Annotated in this window: 14 protein-coding genes; 5 read left to right on the top strand and 9 right to left on the bottom strand. The window is 41.0% G+C overall.

Annotated features, from left to right (window positions below):
* Positions 1–63 precede the first annotated feature (63 nt).
* Both ACR5KR_RS01785 and ACR5KR_RS01780 read right to left on the bottom strand, forming a co-directional pair.
* Positions 64–795, bottom strand: a complete 732-nt coding sequence (locus tag ACR5KR_RS01785) for a ParB N-terminal domain-containing protein (RefSeq protein WP_445628034.1) — start codon at positions 793–795, stop codon at positions 64–66.
* Positions 795–2,159, bottom strand: coding sequence for an AAA family ATPase (locus ACR5KR_RS01780; protein WP_448265221.1), 1,365 nt, complete (start codon positions 2,157–2,159; stop codon positions 795–797). Before ACR5KR_RS01780 ends, ACR5KR_RS01785 begins: the two co-directional genes overlap by 1 nt.
* 259 nt (positions 2,160–2,418) lie before the next feature.
* Between ACR5KR_RS01780 and ACR5KR_RS01775 the strand changes: the two genes are divergently transcribed.
* On the top strand, positions 2,419–2,790 hold the full coding sequence (locus tag ACR5KR_RS01775) for a zinc ribbon domain-containing protein (RefSeq protein WP_322678886.1): 372 nt from the start codon (positions 2,419–2,421) through the stop codon (positions 2,788–2,790).
* Positions 2,791–3,068: 278 nt separating this feature from the next.
* Here the strand turns inward: ACR5KR_RS01775 and ACR5KR_RS01770 are convergent, their stop codons facing one another.
* From ACR5KR_RS01770 to purD, 6 genes are all read right to left on the bottom strand, one after another.
* On the bottom strand, positions 3,069–3,230 hold the full coding sequence (locus tag ACR5KR_RS01770) for a hypothetical protein (RefSeq protein ID WP_448265220.1): 162 nt from the start codon (positions 3,228–3,230) through the stop codon (positions 3,069–3,071).
* 68 nt (positions 3,231–3,298) lie between these two features.
* Positions 3,299–8,131, bottom strand: a complete 4,833-nt coding sequence (locus tag ACR5KR_RS01765; protein ID WP_448265219.1) for an amino acid adenylation domain-containing protein — start codon at positions 8,129–8,131, stop codon at positions 3,299–3,301.
* Between the two features lie 567 nt (positions 8,132–8,698).
* Positions 8,699–14,140 carry a trifunctional serine/threonine-protein kinase/ATP-binding protein/sensor histidine kinase gene (locus ACR5KR_RS01760; RefSeq protein ID WP_448265218.1) on the bottom strand — a complete coding sequence of 1,814 codons (5,442 nt, stop codon included), beginning with the start codon at positions 14,138–14,140 and terminating at the stop codon, positions 8,699–8,701.
* A 32-nt stretch (positions 14,141–14,172) separates the two neighbouring features.
* The gene (locus ACR5KR_RS01755; protein WP_448265217.1) at positions 14,173–14,445 is read right to left on the bottom strand and encodes a hypothetical protein; all 273 of its coding nucleotides are present in this window, start codon (positions 14,443–14,445) and stop codon (positions 14,173–14,175) included.
* A 94-nt stretch (positions 14,446–14,539) separates the two neighbouring features.
* Positions 14,540–16,486: a two-component system sensor histidine kinase NblS gene (gene nblS, locus ACR5KR_RS01750; protein ID WP_448265216.1), complete on the bottom strand. Its 1,947-nt coding sequence runs from the start codon at positions 16,484–16,486 to the stop codon at positions 14,540–14,542.
* Between the two features lie 125 nt (positions 16,487–16,611).
* On the bottom strand, positions 16,612–17,889 hold the full coding sequence (purD, locus tag ACR5KR_RS01745) for a phosphoribosylamine--glycine ligase (protein WP_445628040.1): 1,278 nt from the start codon (positions 17,887–17,889) through the stop codon (positions 16,612–16,614).
* A 486-nt stretch (positions 17,890–18,375) separates the two neighbouring features.
* Here purD and ACR5KR_RS01740 point away from each other — a divergent pair, with 486 nt between their 5' ends.
* Positions 18,376–19,335: an NAD-dependent epimerase/dehydratase family protein gene (locus ACR5KR_RS01740; protein ID WP_445628041.1), complete on the top strand. Its 960-nt coding sequence runs from the start codon at positions 18,376–18,378 to the stop codon at positions 19,333–19,335.
* A gap of 38 nt (positions 19,336–19,373) precedes the next feature.
* Here ACR5KR_RS01740 and ACR5KR_RS01735 read toward each other — a convergent pair whose 3' ends face one another.
* Positions 19,374–19,736: a hypothetical protein gene (locus ACR5KR_RS01735; RefSeq protein ID WP_445628042.1), complete on the bottom strand. Its 363-nt coding sequence runs from the start codon at positions 19,734–19,736 to the stop codon at positions 19,374–19,376.
* A 234-nt stretch (positions 19,737–19,970) separates the two neighbouring features.
* On the opposite strand from ACR5KR_RS01735, the gene ACR5KR_RS01730 reads away from it, so the two are divergent.
* The 3 genes from ACR5KR_RS01730 to ACR5KR_RS01720 all read left to right on the top strand — a co-directional run bounded on the left by ACR5KR_RS01730 (position 19,971) and on the right by ACR5KR_RS01720 (position 21,977).
* Positions 19,971–20,321, top strand: coding sequence for a hypothetical protein (locus ACR5KR_RS01730; protein ID WP_445628043.1), 351 nt, complete (start codon positions 19,971–19,973; stop codon positions 20,319–20,321).
* A 386-nt stretch (positions 20,322–20,707) separates the two neighbouring features.
* Entirely contained in the window at positions 20,708–21,577 is an 870-nt protein-coding gene (locus tag ACR5KR_RS01725; protein ID WP_445628044.1) for a hypothetical protein, read from the top strand.
* A gap of 25 nt (positions 21,578–21,602) precedes the next feature.
* On the top strand, positions 21,603–21,977 hold the full coding sequence (locus ACR5KR_RS01720) for a hypothetical protein (protein WP_448265215.1): 375 nt from the start codon (positions 21,603–21,605) through the stop codon (positions 21,975–21,977).
* Positions 21,978–21,980 lie beyond the last annotated feature (3 nt).

Below are 21,980 nucleotides of genomic sequence, written 5' to 3'. Positions count from 1 at the left end.
TGGGTTTCACTTCGTTCAACCCAACCTACTAGCTGCATTAATGTACTTTACTAATTTCTTTAGTTAATTATTTTCTGACCACCGATCAATTATTTCGAGCATTTTTTCAATACTTATGGCTTTAACCATCCTTTTCCCCCACGGGATTTTAACCCTTTCTACGACATCATTCAATGATTGAAATTGTTTCTTATTGCGCTCATTTTCTACTATTTCTGCTATCTGAGAAGCTTTTTTTTGATTAAAACCAGCATTTTGTAATTTTGAGACAATTTTAACTTGACTAAGTGTTTTAAAAACTTCTATTGGATCAGTCTTATCAGCCACCTGCTTTTTTAGCTCTTTCACTTCATTTTCTAACTTTGCATTAATATTTGCTTGCTCTATTATTTGGTTCGTTATCTTTTCAAAACGTGATTCCAAATTTATTAAAAACTGTTCTATATCTTTTGATTGTAAAAATGTTTTTTCTGAAGAATCAGCTTTTTGTTGTCTAAATAATTGAACTTGCTTTGTTAAAGTCTCCTCATTTTCAGACTCAATAATAATTGCTCCAATCATTTCGCCCTTATGAGGCTCTATCTCTCTAGCTCTAGCAGCAGCATGATATTCAAAGTGTCCATCAACTACCTCAAAGGAATTGATACTTGAGCGACGAATAACTATAGGGTTAATAACTCCCGCCGCTTCTAAAATAAGATTTGCTGCCTGTTCTAGTTCATCATCTCCAAAACTTGAACGAGGTACAGTAGAAGTAATTTTCTTGATGGCAACAAGTGATGTAGATAATTTCATTAATTCAACCCTATTTTTTGTAAAACTTCTATTGCTAATAATTCAAATTCTTGTGCAGCAGTTGAATCTGGCTTAAAATCAAGCACAGAAATAGGATCAGCCACCTCCATGTCTCCTATAATAAGAAATCTCTCAGCACATTTTGCCAGATCATCTCTATCATAAATTACCGTATTCATCATCTCAAAATCATACCGTTTTGGAATAGCTTCGAGTCGCTTGGGCAAAGTATGTTTAACAAACTGGTTATTAGTAGATATTTTGCAAGCTAATACACCTAGAATTTCAATTTGAGGCTTTCTTATTTGTTTTCTAAATCCATTTATCTTTTTGAGAAATTCCCTAACGTTTATTAGTCCTTGATTAGCGAATGGTTTGAGATCAGAAGGAATAATAAGATAGTCAGCAGTAATTAGAGCAATTCTAGCGTACAGATTTAATGAAGGAGGAGTATCAATCAATACTACATCATATTCCTCTGCTACTACATCTAGTTTTTGAGCAAGCATCATTTTACTATCTTCTTGCTGAATTAACTCATTTTCATAATTCATCAAACTAATATGAGAAGGAACAACGCTAATTTCTGGATTTGTGAATTGGGATTTTCTGGCGACTTCATTTATAGGAAAAAAATCTTCTGATTGCAAAATATGACGAATATTAGAATCTTTGATATCATCAAACTCTTCGTCATCAAATTTGACTAAACCAGTAGCAAATGTAGTGTTGGCTTGACTATCTAAATCAATAACTAGAACTCTTTTCCCCTTCTTTCTAATAGCAGCAGCTAGATTAACTACAGTTGTTGTCTTACCAACGCCACCTTTATTATGGTAAACCGCGATTGTTTTCATTGAATGTTTCCTTTTGATTTCAAATTTGTAATTCTTTTCAGTTATTTGGACTTTTGGCTTATCTACTAGCTGTCCTTCTTTGAGGCTTTCTCTACCAATTAAACTTTTAATTTCATCTAACTTTATCTCTACTTCCTTTCCAGAACATTGAAATACTAGTTGAATATCGTATTGTAATTTTTGATAAATTCTAATCTCTTTGCCATTAGTCAACAATCCATACCTGACATTCAAGCTGGTTAAATAATGCCTGAGTCGGGGAACATGATGATTTAAGTTTTGTTTGGGATGCTTTGCCTCCATGACAACACTCAGTGGTGAGTTGGCATCTAAGACAAAGGGAATCACTTGTGCAGCAAATGCTAAAAAATCTAAACGGATGCTACCAACGGCAACCTCTTGATGCCAGGTGTCAGGAGTATAACCTAGCTGCGGTAGCAAATATTGCACTATGAGTTTGCTTTCAACTTCGCTTTCGTTACGGCATAGCTCAGGATTAAAAGGCAATATTTTTCTACCTCTAAATAATTATTGGACTTGGGATAAAACCTGATATTTGCTAGATTATGGCATAGCCTTAATGATGTTGAGTGATAGAAATCACTGAGAAAAATCTAAAAAATCATCATAAGATTAGTACTTATGCTGATAAAATAACCAATTCTGAGAGCTAGCCACATTCAAAATTAACAGGCTACGTATGTATTTCCCTATTATCCCTGTAAATGGCTAGAATCAAAGTGTTTACCTATTTGCGCTAAAGGTTTTGGCTACTGTATCTTGTCCCCACTGCCATCAACTTGTTGATAGTCAAGCTATTAGTTGTCCCTACTGCCGGACTACACTTAAAGCTTACGGTCATCCCGGTATTCCATTGCACCGCGCCGCTGGGGATGGGTATCTGTGCGACACCTGCACCTATCACGCTGATGATACTTGCAATTTTCCTAAACGTCCCTACGCTAAAGACTGTACGCTCTACCAAAATATTGAAGAGACAAAATTAGAGTTGGAACAGCAGCGTTACACTAACAGTTTTGCTGTAACGGTGAAAAGTTGGGTAAAACGCAATCAGGCTTTACTGTTACTTTTGGGTTTATTATTGGTCTGTTTGTTGTTTGTGATATTAAGGTCTTGATTTGGGTTCTCTGGGGAGTTGAAAATATAACGCTTCTGTGTTGAGTCTAATACAAAACTAAAGAGGGGAACATCTCACTTTTACAAAAGTAAGATGCTCCCCTTTTACACGATGTGCCTTTAACAGTTGACCATCATCAGCACCAAATACAGTGTCACTATCGCTTCGGCCCGCTAACCAGAAATCATCAGTCGTATGCCTTGGCATACTTTGATGCTCTTGGATAAGAAAGTAGCGTTTTTCAGCAGCAATACCAAATAATACGGTTCAGTTAAAGGCTACTGGCAAGAATTTTGGGTTTTGGAGACGCGATAAATCGCCGTCTCTACAGGTGTTTTGGGCTTATCTGAACTGTATTGCAATACCAAATAATAACTTGAGTGTACAACAATTCTGGTCTGCCAGCCAAACATCGTCTTATTCAATAGTAGATAAATCATACTATGCACTCCAGAATTACTGGAGAAACTTGAAGGGAATGTTAAGCTGAAAATTATAGTATGAACATTTACTCCTGTTTTAAAGGTGGTGAATTTAAGAAACCACTACTGACGAAATATGAGAAGTATTTATCAAATAGTTTAACATCCATTGGCGGACAAACAATTGCAGAATCTGCCAATCCATTGAGGGTATTTTGATAGTCATAATCAACTGTATTTTGATACAGCTCCATGATTGTCAAAGAATCTTGATAGACTTTTTCAGACATCATCGGTAAAAGTGGATGTAAAACATTTTCCTGAGAGTGCCTGAAATTTGCAATTAGCTCATCTTTCCACTGAGTATATGGTAGCTTCTTGAGTTGATAACCATAAGAACAAATAAACTCAAAAAGCTTGATAAGTCCAATATTTTCGTCTGGTGGCGGTACTATATGGAAAGCTTTTCCTAGAGATTCTTGCTTTTTGGATAAATGGATAATTGCTCTGCTGGCGTAATCCACAGGAAGCAATTCTTCTTTTTGATCTATGAGTTCCGGATAACTACCAAGCTGTATGCATCCTTTAATAACTCTAGGTACAAAAGAATCTTGTGTATGAGCAATACCTGTTTTGCTATGTCCCATGAGAAATCCTGTTCTGAAGACGCTAACAGGTATTCCCCTAGACTTGGCAACCCATACAAGATTTTCGGCTACCCATTTGGTTTGAGCATAGCCAAGATCCAGAGCAACATAATCTTTACAAGACTCGATGTTGTCATCTTCGTAAACTACTTTTTGTCCTGTAAAATGGCTGATTGCACCAAAAACAGCAATGGTAGAAATGTAATGCATTGGTTTAATTTTGCCCATACAAGCTAATCTGAGAACTTCTTGAGTTCCAAGAACATTGGATGCCTTGATGACAGAGTATGGTTTAGCAAAATTGACTTGGGCAGCACTGTGATAAATAACATCAATTTGCAGAGCCAGTTTTTCAAACTGTTCGCTAGGAAGACCTAAGTATGGCTGTTCTAAGTCTCCCGAAATTGCAATCACATGAGAGCTAAAATTTGGGTGATGAAGGGAATATTTTTCTAGGTTTTGTTGAATCTTTTTTAACCCTTCATGCTCGTTTGTGGAACGCACCAGGCAGTATATTTTTGCTTGAGTTTGATGTAGCAGTTCATCAAGTAAAAAAGCCCCCAAAAAGCCTGTAGCACCTGTGAGAAAAACATGACGCAATTCATCGACCTGAGCAACAGTCCTTCCTTGGGCATCGATCGCAGGGTCGAGTACTACCTCAGATTTGAGATCGATCGCACTGGTTAAAGTAGAAACGCCATCTCGACGCACTGTCTCTATTACCTGAGCCAGCGCTTCTATAGTGGATTTCTCAAACAAGCTTTTTAGGGGTAAATCTACTTGAAAGGTTTCTTTTACATAAAAAATCAACTGAGATGCTAGCAGGGAATTACCACCAAGCTCAAAGAAATTATCGTGAATTCCAACTTCTGCGATCGCCAAAACCCGGCTCCAAATTTCAGCCATTTGTGACTCAATCGGAGTACGAGGTGCGACAAATGCTGCTTCCAAATCGCTTCTATCCATTTCAGGCTCTGGTAGACTGCGAATATCTATATTGCTGTTGTATATCTGCTTAGTTTGGCGATCGCTAGGGAATGTTAACAGAGGTAAGTTGGAAATTGTCCGATCTGGGTTAGAGACAATACTCTGTAATAAACTAGAAAAATTTTCTACCATCAGAGCGATCATCTCAGCTTTAAATAGGTCAGTACTATATTCCAAGTTGCCCGATATCCCTGCTGCTGTCTCTCGGAGTTCGAGGTATAAATCGAACTTGGATGTCCCGTTATCAATTTCCAAACGGTTCATTGTCAATTCGGGAACAGTTAGCTTAGGCGTTGGGGTATTCTGAAGATTAAACATCACTGAAATCAGTGGATTTTGGTTCAAGCCCCGCTCGATCTGTAAAGCATCAACTAGCTTCTCAAACGGCAAGTCTTGGTGAGTGTAACCCGATAAAGCTACTTCCCGGACTCGACCTAACAACTGCCGGAAACTTGGGGAGCCGGACAAGTTGGTTCGCAATACCAAAGTATTGAGCAAAAACCCAATTAGTCCTTCTAATTCAGAACGGTGGCGGTTGCTAATAGGAGCACCTACTAAAATATCTTCTTGCCCTGTGTAGCGAAATAGGAGTGTCTGGAATGCTGCCAACAAGGTCATAAACAACGTAGTACCCTCTTGGCGTGAGAGAACATTAAGGGCATCGGTTAGAGATTTGGGGATAACGACCGATTGACGCGCCCCCTGATATGTTGGCTCTAATGGTCGTGGATAATCGGCGGGCAATTCTAATATAGGTAGACTGCCACTCAAATGTTGCTGCCAATAAGCAAGCTTATTATCTAAAATTTCACCTTGCAACCACTGGCGTTGCCAAGCTGCAAAGTCAGCATACTGAATAGCTAAGTCAGGAAGGGGTGAAGGGTTGCCAGTGGAGAAAGCTTGATACAGAGTTGACAGTTCCTCGAACAAAAGATTTAAAGACCAATCATCACAAAGGATATGGTGCAGGTTGAGGAGGAATATATGTTCCTCTGAACTCAATTGCAGCAATGTTGTTCGCAGCAATGGCCCTTGAACTAAATTGAAAGGACGTTGGGCTTCTTCGAGGATGAGCTGGCGGACTTGAGATTCGCGATCGTCTGGAGACAGCCCTTGGAGATTCACCACTAAGAGTTTGATCGGAAAAGCTGAGTGGATAACCTGTATGGGTTGTCCGTTCAAACTGGAATATGTAGTCCGCAGAACTTCATGACGGTTGATAATTTCATTCAAACTCTCTTCTAATATTGTGGCGTTGAGTACACCTCTGAGGCGAAAGGCTTCGGGAACATTGTAAAAAGCATGGTTGGGTACTAACTGGTTAAGAAACCACAACCTTTCTTGCCCAAAGGAAAGCGGTAAATCGCCATCACGCCCAATGGATTGTATTGACACAGAATATCCTATGTCTTCCTGTTGTGCTTGTTTAATGCTGTCAGCTATTTCAGAGATGGTGGGCGCTTCAAAGAAATGCCGCATTGGCAACTCAACTTGAAAAATATCGCGGATACGGCAGAGGATTTGAAAGGCTAGTAAGGAATGTCCTCCCAACGCTAAGAAATTGTCATGAACGCCAATGTTTTTTAGACCCAATACATTAGACCAAATTTCTGCTACTCGTTCCTCAATAGGAGTGCGAGGAGCAACAAACTTCTCATTTGCATTCAAAGTTTGAATGGGTGCTGGGAGCGCCTTACGATCGACTTTTCCGTTAGCTGTTAAGGGTAAAGCACTCAATTGCACAAAGCGAGAAGGGATCATGTAGTCAGGCAATTTCTGTTTGAGAAAACGGCGCAAATTACCAACATTCGTGTCTGGTGATTCGGGCTTGGGAACTACGTAAGCTACTAGACGTTGATCGCCAGGGGAAAATTCTTTGGCAATCACTACAACTTCTTGCACATCAGGATGTTGCCACAGTGCAGTTTCAATTTCTCCTAGTTCAATACGGAAGCCACGAATCTTTACTTGTTGGTCAATGCGCCCAATATACTCAATGTTGCCGTCTGGTAAGTAGCGAACTAAGTCGCCTGTTTTGTAGAGGCGTTGTTTTTTGACCATTTGCTTGGTGTCTTCACCAGGCTCGCTAATGAATGGGTTGGGGATAAATCGCCGATCTGTCAGTTCTGGACGGTTGAGATAGCCTCTAGCTAGTCCCTCGCCGCCAATATATAGTTCTCCAGAAACACCTGTGGGTACTATCTGCATTTGTTCGTCCAACAGAAGACAGTATGTGTTGGCGATCGCACGACCAATTGTCACGATGCTGTCACCTTTCTTCACTAAGGCAAATGTGGAATAGGTTGTATCTTCTGTCGGGCCGTATAGATTAAAGACTTTTTGAATATTGTCCAACGTATATATCTGCTGCACCAAACGATTTTGCAGAGGTTCACCTGCTAAGTTAACGATGCGAACAGAAGCGGGTATACCTTGAATTCTCAGTAACTCTGCGATCGCAGATGGCACTGTATTGATGAGAGTGACTTCGTTAGCGGCAGGTAAGGTAGGTAAATACAAGGCATTTTCTGCCAAAATCACCTTACCACCCCAACTGAGGGGAACAAATATTTCAAAAACTGAGAGATCGAAGCAAATAGATGTTGCGGCCAGCACTCCAGCTAGATCCTCTGTTGTAAAAACTTCTTTTGCCCAATGCAACAAAGCGACTGTGCTGTGATGTTCAATAGCTACCCCTTTCGGTTTACCAGTCGAACCGGAGGTGTAAATGACATAAGACAGGTTTTTATCTGTCACTAAACAGGTTAAATTCTCCTGACTTTGTTGACTAATTGCCTCTTTATCGCTATCTAGACAAACTATATGGGCCTGATGCTCTGGAAGCTTTGAAAGTAGATGTTGTTGTGTCAGCAGTATTGGTAACTGTGAGTCCTCTAGCATTAAAGCTAGGCGCTCTGAGGGATAGGCTGGATCTAAGGGGACATAAGCTCCGCCTGCTTTGAGGATGGCTAATAGTCCAACAATCATTTCCAGCGATCGCTCCAGACAAATGCCAACTAAAACCTCAGGTTGGACATTCAGAGTTTGTAAATAGTGCGCTAGTTGATTAGCTCGCTGGTTAAGTTCTTGATAAGAAACTTGTTTGTCTTCAAATATGACTGCAATTTGTTCGGGTGTTTTTTCTACTTGATATTCAAACAACTGATGGATGCATATATTACTTACGTAAGCTGCTGGATTTTCTTGCCATTCCAGAAGCAGCTGGTCTACTTCTATCTTGGGTAGACTGAGGTCTTGTTGAGAACTTTCAGTAGAATTTTTCATGAAAGAATAGTAATTTTTGATACTACTACTTTATTCTCAAATACTTAAATTGGCTAGTCACAATGAAAAGTTTCTACTTGGTATAAGTTTAAGGAAATAAAAGCAGAGTAGGCATTTCATAAAAATTACAGCAGATTGCAACAGGCTTGAGGTACAGATGATCTCAAGGGCACAACACTGCTGTGCTCCTACGTGTAAATACGCTTGGGTTAGCGCCAAAAATATTAACCTGACCTGAATTCGACAGACCTCACCTACCCAGCCTCCCTCTCCTGCGTTCGCGTACCGTCTCGTTGGCGCAGCCTCTCGTAGAGAAGAGAAGGGGAACCCAACATTTCCCGGGCTTTGTTGGGTTGCGCTTTGCTTAATCCAACCTACAATTTTTCTTAACTGAACTGTATTGCCCTACGTGTGTACTTCATTTACCTGAAAAACGCTGTAATCGATCGATAGACTTCTTGGCATTGTAGGGAAAAGGGTAAGGGATAAAGGTATGGAATTTTCCCAAACCCAGTAACCTTTAACATGCACTCCAACATCTTGGCATTTGTTACTTTTGCAAGATGTTTAATAGATAGGGAGAACAATCTCAAATTCAGTTCCCTCAGTGGGCTGAGAACGCACAGTTAAAGTACCGCGATGTTGTTGGATAATGGAATAGCAAACAAATAACCCCAAACCTTGACCACGACCAACAGGTTTTGTGGTGAAAAATGGTTCAAAAATCCGCTCTTGCAAACTCACAGGAATCGTACTATCTGTATTGGCGATTGCAATTCGTAACCATTCACGATCTATCACTCCAGTACGAATCCGAATTTCTGGGTGTTCGCTGCTTTGGGGATTATCTCGAATCGCATCAATGGCATTGTTAATCAGATTTAGGAAGACTTGATTCAACTGGCTAGGATAGCAAGTAACTAAAGGTAGATTGCCATACTCCTTAATGACGCGCACTTCGGGTTGATTTTCAGAAGCTTGTAAGCGATGTTGCAAAATTAACAGCGTGCTTTCAATACCACTGTGTAAATCTACAGCTTTGATTTCGGCTTCATCTAAGCGAGCAAAGTTGCGTAAACTCTGGACAATTTTGCTGATGCGATCGCTACCACTCTTCATAGATTCTAAGGTTTGATTAGCATCTTTAAACAGAAAATCAAGCTCAATCTCTTCCTTCATCGCTTGAATAGCTGGATTAGGTTGGGGATATTCCTGCTGATAAAGTATCAGCAAACGCATCATATCTTGAATGTAATTTTCTGTATGGGTAAGATTACCTTTAATAAAATTAACTGGATTGTTAATTTCGTGAGCAATACCAGCTACCAATTGACCGAGAGATGACATTTTTTCGCTATGAATTAATTGTCCTTGAGTTTGCTGCAATTTTTTCAAGGTCTGCTCTAAATCTTGGGCTTTTTGGTTGAGAGCTTGGGTTTTGTGTTCTACCTCTGCTTCTAGGGTGTAAGAATAGTTTTCGGTTTGTTGATACAGACGGGCATTTTCCACAGAGATAGCGGCTTGACTAGTTAGGAGTTGGAGAATCTCGATGCGATCGCTGCTAAAAGCGCCTAAAGTTAAGTTGTTCTCTAGGTACAAAATACCGATGAGTTTTCCTTGGCGACTAATGGGAGTACATAAAACTGATTTGGGCTGGTGAGCGATAATGTAGCGATCGCTGGCAAATTGCACTGCTGTACTCAAGTTTTCAAACACAGCCGTCTCTTGAGTTCTTGCTACTGCATAAATCAAACTTTGGGGAATTTCTGAGTATTGCTCCAGGGGAATTTCTAAAGTTTTTACCAGTTCTCGATCGGCTTGAGCTACAACTAACCATTGTTCTTCTTGGCGAAGAACCAAATGACCGATTTGGGCGCCAGCATTGGCGATCGCGATCTGCATCAAGGTTGCCAACAGTTTCTCTAATTCAATTTCTTGAGAGATGGCTTGTGCGGCTTTCATCACCGCTTGTAAATCTAAGTATAAATTTTGGTTGCTAGAACTTTTAGTTACACTTTTCATCAAAGTTAAGGGGATGGTTGCCGTAGATGTGATGGTAAGATTAGGCGATTGGAGAATGGCTGTTAGTAGTTGCGGATATTGTTCTTCTAAATGGGCAACTTTCGCTTTTGCACCCCAATGGGCGTAGCAGTAGTAGGCTTGTTGCATATAGTCTGCGGCCAGCTTCTCTTTGCCCCAAGCTAGGTAGAATTTGGCGGCCAGCTCATTGCTGAGTGCTTCTTCTTGGATATAGTCGTTTTCTTTTGCCCCCTGAATGGCTTTTTTATAGTAGGTGATTGCGTCTAAATGACCTAAAATTTTTGCCCGCTCTGCTTCAACTAAATCATATTTGTGCTGATGATTGGCGGGAGCGTGAAAAGCCCATTGACTCATCAATTTCTGGTTTTCTGCAACTTTTTCTAGTGCCGATTGTTGCTCTGCCTCAGTGCCATTTGAACAGGTAGCCAACAGAGCGAGGGAGTAATAGAAATTATGTTCGGCATACTGCAAGAAGCCAACCATGTTTCCCAGGTATTTTTCGGCTTCTTGAGCATGGATAAGTGCCTGCTGATAGTCCTCAAAGATGAACAGAAGAATGGTCTTTGCTAGATGAAGCAGGAACAAGAGAGTTCCGTTTTGAGTTTCAATTAAAATCGGCAGTATTTTTTGCTCGTCGAAACTCTCCCCAACGAGTATTAGGGGATCTTCTGCTGCTCCCATCAAATTCAACACCAGCTGACGACAAATTTGCCCGAAGTAAATTTGATACTCTTGTTTGAATTTCAACAACAGATCGATGTATTTTTGCTGTTGCTGATTTACCTGCTCCAGTGCTTCACCGACAAAGAAAAGATAGTTACAGTAGGAGGCGGCGTTGTAGCAGGCATACTCTACATCACCCGTTTCTAATCCAACCTGAATCGCTTCACGTAAAGGAGCGATCGTTTTCCGAGCGGGTTCTTGCCAGTGCCGCACAAACACATCAAAAATATTGATCGCTTTTGCATACAATTTCCTCTCGTTGAAGCGCTCCAGCAATTTTAATCCTAATTTTCCAAACCGATAGCCTTTTTCAATTCCGGTTGGGGTACCACATAGAACCAGACCATAAAAGGTGTAGCCAAATGCTGAAAATGCCGAGTTGCCAAATTGAATCGATAAGTTCACTAGTGTGTAAGCAATCAGTGGTAACAACTCTGGTTTAGCATTCAGGCTGGGAGTGACCATTGCGATCGCAATTCGCATGGCTGCTAACTTGTGCGGATCGAGCATCTCTGGAAGGTTAATTAAATCCTCGATCGCTAACTCCAATGGGGGTTCTTTAAACAGCGGTTCACCCAAAAATTCCAGCACTTGTAGAGAGGTGTCGATTGCTGCCAGCATTTGATTCTGAGCAATGTAGAAATAGATTTTGATTTCATACATCTTCACCTTTTGCAGCAAATCCTGGGCGTGCTGAAGAACAATTTCTGAAAGCCGTTCTGCCTGCTCGAAATGGGTACTCAGGTACTCAATTTCAGCCGCTTCTGTATAAAGGGCAAGGGTGAGGTCGTAACGATCTGACCAACCGTTTTCTGGGAGCGCTGCCAGCCCTGCGGTGAAATATTTATTTGCCATTTCATAGGCGGTTGCTGCCTTGGCTTTTTGTCCTGCAAGCAGATTCAGTTGAGCTAGATCCAATTCTTGCAGCTTGGAGATTTCGTCACCATTTTCTGCATTCAACAATCCAGGAGAACTTTTTTGAGGTGTCAATTTCAGACCGTAGTTCAATTGATTGACAATTTCAAAAATTTTCCCTTCTCGCTCTGCTTCCGGCGTATTTGCCCACAGTTGCTGCCCGATTTGGAAGTGGATAGACTGTTTTCGATCTTCTGGAATCAGACCATAGGCAGTTTGTTGGACGCGATCGTGCAAGAATTTATAAGGAACGACAATCTCAGCACCGCGATTGATATGGTCTGAGTTATTTGATTGGAAGAACTTGTAAGTTTCGCTAATGGGGAGAATCAGTCCTTCTTGTAAGGCTGTCCATAGGTTGGTCGCTATATCAACAAGTGATTTTTCACAGACCATTGCCAAGGTCTTCAAATCAAATTGGTTGCCAATACAAGCCGCCAGTTTCAAAAGCTCCTGTGTATCCACCGGAAGTTTTTGTAACTGCAATGCTATGAACTCTACCACTCCATCGGTCAATGCCAACTGCCGCACCGAAGCCAGGTCGCATTGCCAGTAACCCAGTTCAGGCTGAAACTGAATGCAACCCTCTTCGTGCAGTGCTTTGAGAAACTGCGTTGTAAAAAAAGGATTGCCTTTAGTTTTTTGATATACCAATTGCGTCAGGGGTTGAGCCAGTTCGTGGGGACAACTTAAGGTGTCTGCCACCAATTGATTCACCGTTATTTCGGACAAGGGTTGCAAGGCGATCGTATTGACGGTAGCTTGGGCTTGCTGAATCTGCTCCAGCGTCAGTATCAAGGGATGAGTCGGAAAAACTTCATTATCTCGATAAGCGCCCAGAATGAGTAAATATCCAGAACTGGCTTCACTCATCAATAATTGCAGCAAATTCAGAGAAGCCGAATCTGCCCATTGCAAGTCATCTAGAAACATCACCAGCGGATGCTCAGGGGTGGTAAAAACCTCGATAAATTTCTGAAATAGCAAATTAAAACGATTTTGGGCAGCATTACCAGATAGTTCTGGGACTGGGGGCTGTTGACCGATAATTCGCTCTAGTTCAGGGATCACATCAACAATTGCTTGTCCGCTTTCACCCACAGCCGCCAAAATTTTCGCCCTCCATTGGGCCAATTGGACATTACTCTCACTCAGCAGTTGTCCCATCAAATCACGAAAGGCTTGCATCAAGGCACTGAAGGGAATATTACGCTGCAACTGATCGTATTTGCCTTTGATGAAGTAACCGCGTTGTCTGACAATCGGTTTATGGATTTCATTGATCGCCACAGTTTTACCAATCCCGGAAAATCCTGCTACTAGCATCATTTCTGAACTGCCATTAGCGACGCGCTCAAAAGCTTTGAGCAAGTTTGCAACTTCTGTTTCTCGCCCATAGAGTTTTTCGGGGATAATGAAGCGATCGCACACATCCCGTTGTCCCAAAACAAAGGTTTCTATTCTACCCGTTGCTTTCCATTGATTGAAACAGCATTCTAAGTCATATTTCAAACCCAAGGCGCTCTGATACCGATCTTCGGCATTTTTCGCCATCAACTTCAATACTATCTCTGAAACGATCGCGGGAATTTCTGGATTAATACTGTGTGGGGCGAGTGGCAGCTTGGCTAAATGACAGTGTACTAACTCCATCGGATCGTTGGATTGAAAGGGTAATTGTCCAGTCAAAAGTTCGTACAATGTCACCCCTAAAGCATAAAAATCACTGCGGTAATCAATGCCGCGATTCATTCGTCCGGTTTGCTCTGGGGAAAGATAGGCAAGGGTTCCTTCCAACACATTCGGATTTTGGATTTTTTGGGTTTCGCGGGGGAGGAGTGAGGCAATGCTGAAGTCAATCAGCTTGACTTGTTGTGATTCTGGATGAATCAGAATGTTGGCGGGTTTGATATCTTTGTGGATGACTCGATGCTGGCAGACATCATGGAGAATATCAGCAATTTGTCGGGCTATTTCTAAAAATTCTCCTAAAGATAAGGAATAATTTTGGGTATAATCCCGTAGGGAAATGCCGCCAAAGTCTTCCATTACTAAGGCATAGCTGTTAGCGTATGCTTCTAGGCTTAATGGATGAATTATGCCAGGAATGTTGAGATTTTTAGTAATTGCATACTCGTTACGAAACTGTAATAATTCGTTAAAGTTGGGGTAGTCTTGCCGTAATAGTTTAATCACCACCGGACGCTGACTTGACTCCTGCACTGCTCGATAAACTATTGTCTGAGAACCTGCATATAGCTGCTTAACAATGGCATAACCAGGGATATACGGCAATGGATTTGAATCGGGGATTGCTGCCAGCGTCGTCATAGGGTAAAGTTAAAATTTTGAGAAGAAGTCGATCATTTTAATATTTCCCAAGAATTTGGCAGAATAAACATTCCGTAACTTGTATACATAATTAATTGAGCCACAACTAAACAAAATTCAATGCTGCTTGCACGAAGATTGTCAATGACAGTTGTATCAACAACTATGCGAACAGTTAGTGCAGTATTTCTAGATTCAAAAGAGAGCAATGCGATTTTGTGAGACGATCCACCTAGAGAGCGATCGCTAATCAACCTCTTATGTATAAATTGAATAAAGTGTGGCAATTCCTTCAAAGGCTTCATCCAAAATTGCCACTATCGGGAATGGTCAAAAATAACAAACCATACCCAATTCCTAATCTTCAGGCTGTGATGATTTTGGCTGCTTCTGCAATTTTCAAACTGTGGTGATTTTGGATGTTTCCGCAATAGGTTCAACTTGTATCGGTGGGACTTTTTCTTCAAAGATGGCTAAGTCAAACCAAAAAGTGGTGCCAATGCCGACTTCACTCACTAGATAGACTTTACTACGATGTCTGTCGATGATATTTCTAACAATCGATAAACCTAAACCCGTGCCTTCTAGGGTGTGAACTCGGTTTTCTACGCGGAAAAAGCGTTCAAAAATTGAGTGTTGATCTTCTGTGGCGATGCCAATTCCAGTATCGGAAATTTCAATCCGCACTGGTGCAGATTCGTTGTGACTGGGTTTGAAATCTAGTTGGTAGGCGCGGATTGCTACTTTACCACCGGCTTTGGTGAATTTAAGCGCATTACCAATCAGGTTGCCAAACACTTGTACTAACAGATCGTAATTACCTAATACTAGCGGCAAATTAGGGGCAACTTCTTGAACAAGTTCAACACCTTTATCTTTTGCATTGAGTTGGTAAGTACGCAGGGTTTGCTCGATCGCTTGAGCTAAATCTACGCCATCAAAGCTGTAGTTGCGACCAGATTCGAGTTTTGATAAATCCAAAACATCGTTAACTAGGCGAGTTAGGCGATCGGTTTCATGGTTGACTGTTTGCAGAAACTCTTGGCGTTCTTGTAAAGCTAAGTCTTCGCCGTAGTCGTGCAAAGTTTCAATATAAGTTTTAATGTTAAATAGAGGCGTTCGCAGTTCGTGAGAAACGTTGCTGATAAATTGACTTTTTGCCTCGTTTAGTTCGACTTCACGGGTTATATCTTGAATAGTAATCGCAATACCTTTGATGCTTTCTCTTTGTAGATTGAGTACTGTAGTCAAGAGAATACGGATCGTCCGTGGGGTGGGTTGGTTAATAAAAATTCGGAATTCGGCGCTTTCGCATTCGCCTGCTGCCATTTCGTACAAGGGACGGGTGATTTCGATTTGTACTGATGCTGGCAAGTGATGTAAGACATTGCAACCGACTACATTAGCGGCTTCCCAGCCAAAAATTCGCTCTGCTGTGGGGTTGACTAAAATCACCTGCATATTGTTGTCAATCAACACGGCACCATCTGCGATCGTGGAAACTAAAGTTTCTAGCTTGGCTTTTTCTGCGGTTAGTTCTTCAATGTTCTGTTCTTCATAGCGTTCTAATCGCTCTGCCATCTCATTAAAGCTAAAAATTAATTCTCCTAGTTCGCCGCCTAAAGGTAAATTAATCCGCTGCTTAAAATTCCCGGTAGCAATTTGCTTTACTCCCACCAGTAGTTCTTTAATCGGCTTGGTGATGGTCAAAGCGTTAATCACTCCTGCCAAAATCACCATTACCCAAATGGTGATAAAAACGGCAATGGTGACATCGCGGGTAAAATTGGTGGAGATAACAGCAGTCTGATTGGGGTTGATCCCGATCGCTAATACACCTAAGTATTTTTTATTGACGATTAGAGGAATAAATACATCGGTGACTGTCCCATCTGGGGTTGTGTGTTGCCGCACCATCGGCTTTTCCCCATCACCAGGGTAATCTTCTGGCAGTTGTATCCGCCGTTTAATGGTAAGGGAATTTTCTACCTCGGCTTCCCAAAAAGGAATGCCAAAAAAGATTTCCCCGTTTTCATCGGCGTAGAGCATATAACGCACGCTAGACGTGCTGCTATAAAAACGTTGGGAAAATCGGGCGACCTCGGTGAGATTATTGTCAGCGACCAAGGGGGTAACGTTGGCAGCAAGCAGCAGCCCTAAATCACGACCAAAGCGGGTGTCATTCATCCGCGCATCCTGCTGAATTGTATTTACAGCCCAGAAGGTCAAACCACTCATCACCAACGAAACTACCATTGTGGCCACAGCCAGCAGTTTAGTCTGGAGAGTGAATTCCGACCACCAACTTGCGATCGCATCTCGAATTGATTTGAACAGACTTAGCATCTTAAATAAAGTTGTTAGTAGTCTTTGTTATAAAGCCCAACAACTTAAAAATTAACAGTTAATTTGACAAATATGTTAGGGAAAGAGGGAATAGGGCATTGGGCATGGCGAATAACTCCTAACTCTTAACTCCTAACTCTATAACCAATATCTTTCCGGTAATACATCCCCTGAAACTGAATATGTTTGATACTAGCGTAGGCTTGGGCGATCGCTTGCTCAAAATTTTCTCCAATTCCGGTCACATTTAATACTCGACCCCCATCTGTGACTATTTCTTGTTGCTGGTTCAATTTCGTACCTGCATGAAATACAGTTGCTCCTGCTGCTTCTGCCTGCTCAATGCCAGTAATTACCTGGCCTTTTTGATATTCTCCTGGATAACCACCGGAAGCGGCAACGACAGTAGCAGATGCTCCCCCTTTCCAAACAATGGGCGGCAATTCACTTAAGCGCTGCTGTACGCAAGCTAGAATCAACTCTTCTAGGGGTGTTTCTAACAGTGGTAAAATCACCTGGGTTTCCGGGTCGCCAAAGCGACAATTAAATTCCAAAACTTTCAAGTCGCCATCGGGTGCAATCATTAACCCAGCATACAGCACGCCTCGGTAATCAATGCCTTTAGCTCTTAAGGTGGCGATCGCTCTTTCTAATACTTCTGTTTGAATGCGTGCCATCAACTCTGGTGTAGCGATGGGTGCTGGGCTGTATGCTCCCATCCCGCCAGTATTTTCGCCCGTATCGCCTTCCCCAATCCGCTTATGATCTTGCGCTGGCAACAAGGGTCTAATTGTTAACCCATCAGTCAACGCTAAAACTGACACCTCTTGCCCAATCAAACATTCTTCAATGACGACAAATTTACCAGCACTGCCAAATTGCCCTTGAAAAATCGCATCGATGGCACTTTCTGCCTGTGCAACTGTTTCAGCTACCGTTACACCCTTACCAGCCGCCAAGCCATCAGCTTTAACAACAATGGGCGCTCCCTGAGATTTGACGTAAGATTTTGCTGCCTTAGCTTCCGTAAATACCGCAGCCCGTGCCGTCGGAATCCCTGCTTCTTGCATCAAGGCTTTTGCCCAAGCTTTACTCGCTTCAATTTGCGCTCCGGCTCTGACTGGGCCAAATACCATCAATCCTTTATCTTGGAGATAATCTGTGATTCCCTTAGATAGGGGAACTTCTGGGCCAACTATTACCAGAGTTACGCCATTTAAGAGAGCATATCGGCTCATTCCCTCAAAATCATCTACTGCTAAGGGCAAGTTCTGGCAACGTTCCATACTTGCCGTGCCCCCATTCCCTGGTACACAGATAACTTGCTCAATTTGCTTAGATTGCAACAGTTTCCACGCCAGAGCGTGTTCGCGCCCTCCATTACCAACAACTAAAACTTTCACTGATTTCCTCGTGCGTCCCTTGCAAAATGAGAATACCTTAACTGCTCTCGCGGATCAATTTTTTCATCAATTCTCACACTTGTGCAAGTTTCTTTTGGTTTACAGGAGAATTCAGGAGTCAGAATAGGCTTATTGGTGTCAATTTAAGGTCAAATGCTTGTACCACATACACTTGAGACGCGATAAATCGCCGTCTTTACAAGACGCGATAAATCGCCGTCTCTACAAGTATTTTGGACTTATCTGAATTGTAAGTTTTTTCTTAAAAATTCAATTTGACTAATTAGTAGAATTGGAATTTTTATTGTTAACAATTACCAAATAAAGTTAGTAACATATTTTCAGCAGACGTATATTAGTTGAATTATCTTTTTTGCTGATACGAATCAAATTATCTATGAAAAAATCATCAATCAATAACCAATTTTTGATTATAATTATTAACTTGTGAATATCGCGGTTAATCAGGATATAAAAATCGGCAACATGGCTAAAATTATCGTTACTGGAGTCGCAGGCTTTATTGGTTCTCAGCTTGCAGAAACATTGCTAGAACAAGGAGAAGAAGTAATCGGGATTGATGAATTTAATGATTATTACGATCCGATGTTAAAGCGAAATAATGTTGGACACTTATATCGTTTCCCTGGTTTTGCATTAATTGAAGGAGATATGCAGTTTTTAGATTGGCAAAAACTCCTAAAAGATGTTGATGTAGTTTACCATCAAGCGGCACAAGCAGGGGTCAGAGCAAGTTGGGGTAAAGCTTTTCGAGGCTATACAGAACGAAATGTTAACGCTACACAAGTTTTGCTAGAAGCAGCTAAAGATGCTAAAGACCTCAAAAGATTAGTGTTTGCTTCTTCATCTAGTGTATATGGTGATGCGGAAACATTACCTACCCACGAGAGAATTTGTCCTCAACCTGTTTCTCCTTACGGCATTACAAAGCTAGCAGCAGAGTTTTTGTGTGAACTCTATCACAAGAACTTTGGTGTGCCCTGTGTGACATTGCGCTATTTTACAGTTTATGGTCCCAAACAGCGCCCAGATATGGCATTTAATAAGTTTTTTCAATCCATTTTGCACGATGAGGCGATTCCTATTTACGGCGATGGCCAGCAAACGCGGGAGTTTACCTTTGTTAGTGATATCGTCGCCGCTAATTTAGCCGCCGCTACCGCACCCCAAGCAGTGGGAGAAATCTTTAATATCGGTGGTGGTAGCAGGGTGGTTTTAGCAGAAGTTTTAAATACGATTGAAGAAATTGTTGGGAAGCCAATCAAAAGAAACCATATAGAAAAAGCGATGGGAGACGCGCGCCACACGGCTGCTGATGTATCTAAAGCGCAGAAAATTCTCGGATATCAGCCGCAAGTCTCCCTAAAAGAGGGTTTGACGCAGGAATGGGAGTGGGTAAAATCTTTGTATTCCCTATCTTCTTAATTTTCCTGATTCTCTTTATCTGTTGAACCGTTTTGCCCTTAGCTGGTAGTCAAAACAACACCTTGGCGTGTAGCACGCTTGCGGTCGCTTTTACGAGTACCTCCAGCCATCTGATATTGATGGCTATTTTTACCAAACTTATGAGCAACACCAAGCAAAATTTTTTCAGAATAATCTGCTAAATCTTGTTCATTTTCAATAATTTGGGTTAATAAAACATCAATATTAGAGAGGGTAGTATTGTAAATTTCCAGAGATTGACGGAGATTTTCAATTTTGTCAGTGTAATCTTTAACTGTTAAACTTTCTCCTACATCTAGGGTAGGACTAATAGATTTAATACTTGCCAAGCGCATTTCAGCTTTGCTCAGAATACGTGAATCGCGTTTGTGCCTTGCCATTAATACTCCTTTGCCTGAAAAGATAACCTAAACTTTTAGTAATTCCATAGTGGACAATTTTTTAAAAGGTTGTCCTGAGTAAAATTATTTATTTTTTTAATCATTAAAATTTGAGTATTTTCACCAATTTTTATCTTACCTCTCTCTTTCATAACCCAATACGCTTGGGTTAAAAAAAATTGTAGGTTGGGTGAAGCAAAGCGCAACCCAACAAAGCTATGAAAATGTTGGGTTTTGTTCCTCAAACGCCACTTGCTTCTTTCTTTGGGAGACGCGCAAGGGATAAGTCGGGAAACTTCCCATGCAGAAGCGGAAGTTCTTGCAGGGAAGACGGAAGTTATTACAAGCTGCGCGAAACACCGAAACGTCTTGGCGGAAGTTCCTACAGACTGCGCAAAACACCGAAACGTCTTAGCGGAAGTTCTTACAGGGAAGGCGGAAGTTGCTACAGACTGCGCGAAACACCGAAACGTCTTGGCGGAAGTTCTTGCAGGGAAGGCGGAAGCTGCTACAGACTGCGCGAAACACCGAAATGTCAACCCTGGAGCAATATTTTTTGATGCGATCGCAAAATTCCGAAATTGACTAATTGGGGAGTGGAGAAGGAAACAACAGCGATTTGAGTAATATCGCAACGGTAAATAAAGATGTATTCGATAGTTGTGTCAATCAATCCTAATATTATCCTTCTGGAGGCTCTATGAATTTTCTAATTCCGATTTATATTGTGCGTAGGTCAAACAAATTTGCTTTTTACTATTTGCAATTTGCAGCGTTTTTCTCCCGGTAAGCCTACGGCATTAACGCTAAAAGGATGTCTGAGAAGTATTAAATATTTTGCTTGATCTCCCCTAGCCTCCTAAAAAAGGGGGGGATTTAGGAGGATCTACAATTCTTGAATACAACACCAAAAAGTTTTCAGATATCCTTTAACCCTCAAACTCAAGAAGAACACAAACAATCATTAGTTTATGAAGAAGACTTTTCGTAAAACCGTCGTTGTATTTGCAGTAATTGCAACGCTAACAACAGGGTGCCGCTCAACTGATGAATACAAAAAATTTGCCAAAGCAGGAAATGAATATGCCAATGCAGTTGACAAATTACTTGATGCCGCCACTGACATTCATATAGATAAAACTTCTGAGCAATTATTAAAAGATGACCAAATTACCAATCAAACACGTGAAGATTATGAAAAACTTACTGAAACTGATGAAGAACGTTTAGAGGTTATTGATAATTTACGCAAACATAACAATCTATTAAGAGATTATTTTCAACTGCTTAACGAACTTGCTTCTTCCGATGCACCTGTACGTGCAGAAGGAGAAATTAACGGAGTAGTAGATAATCTCAATAATATTGGGAAAGAACTACAAAAGAGCGATTTGATTAAAAATCCAGGTCTTTTTGAAGGCATTACTAATCTTGTAGTTTCATCACAAATTCGTGGAGCATTACGCAATGAACTAGAAAAACGTAATGGCACAATTATGCGCGAACTAACTATTCATACGGCAATGTTAAAATCTCTTGGAGATTCAATTGAACAAGATACCAAACTTATTCGTATAGCAGAAGAAGACCGTTTAGTTATTCGTCCACTAACGCAGGACGCAGAAATTCCTGACAAAGAAGCATGGATTGAAACTCGACGGGAAATATTAACAAGGAGACAAGGAAAAGAACTTAAAGATGCTAGCAATACATTAAGTGAGTTTCAAGGAGTGTTTCAAGGTCTTATTGAAGGAAAATTAAATCTTGCTAGACTCAATAGTTTTTTACAAGATGTTGATAATTTTCTACAAATTGTTGAAGCAGATAAAAACGCAAAGTAGATATTTACATTGTAAGAAAATTACCATGAATTTTAGCTCAAAAATTACACCCGAAGAAAACACAAGCATTGCTAGAGATTGTGAAGAAATCCTCAAGAGAATTAAGAATATAGAATTCAATCTCAATTTACCAGAAATACAACAAAAATTTGAAAATGAAAAGGACGAGTCACGAAAACAAGATTTTCTTGAAGAACGTAAGAATATAGCGATTCTACGCAGTCAACTTGAAACTGCGGCTCTAAAAGAAATAGCTGCGAATCTAAAGAAGTTAGAACCAGACTTGTTTAAAGGAATAGAAGACTTAACTCAAGCAATTGATCGAGTGGAAAATACCGTAAATATTCTCACTACACTCCAAAATGTAACAGGAATTATTCGACGTGTTCTCTCGTTGTAAAAC

This window comes from Nostoc sp. DSM 114159, assembly GCF_053470285.1.
This window is presented reverse-complemented; position numbering and strand designations above follow the sequence as displayed.

Bases quoted from the DNA above. Each gene is read 5' to 3' on its own strand.
- ACR5KR_RS01785 (WP_445628034.1), bottom strand. From the start codon at position 795: ATGAAATTATCTACATCACTTGTTGCCATCAAGAAAATTACTTCTACT.
- ACR5KR_RS01770 (WP_448265220.1), bottom strand. From the start codon at position 3,230: ATGATTTATCTACTATTGAATAAGACGATGTTTGGCTGGCAGACCAGA.
- ACR5KR_RS01765 (WP_448265219.1), bottom strand. From the start codon at position 8,131: ATGAAAAATTCTACTGAAAGTTCTCAACAAGACCTCAGTCTACCCAAG.
- ACR5KR_RS01760 (WP_448265218.1), bottom strand. From the start codon at position 14,140: ATGACGACGCTGGCAGCAATCCCCGATTCAAATCCATTGCCGTATATC.
- ACR5KR_RS01755 (WP_448265217.1), bottom strand. From the start codon at position 14,445: ATGAAGCCTTTGAAGGAATTGCCACACTTTATTCAATTTATACATAAG.
- nblS (WP_448265216.1), bottom strand. From the start codon at position 16,486: ATGCTAAGTCTGTTCAAATCAATTCGAGATGCGATCGCAAGTTGGTGG.
- ACR5KR_RS01740 (WP_445628041.1), top strand. From the start codon at position 18,376: ATGGCTAAAATTATCGTTACTGGAGTCGCAGGCTTTATTGGTTCTCAG.
- ACR5KR_RS01735 (WP_445628042.1), bottom strand. From the start codon at position 19,736: ATGGCAAGGCACAAACGCGATTCACGTATTCTGAGCAAAGCTGAAATG.
- ACR5KR_RS01725 (WP_445628044.1), top strand. From the start codon at position 20,708: ATGAAGAAGACTTTTCGTAAAACCGTCGTTGTATTTGCAGTAATTGCA.
- ACR5KR_RS01720 (WP_448265215.1), top strand. From the start codon at position 21,603: ATGAATTTTAGCTCAAAAATTACACCCGAAGAAAACACAAGCATTGCT.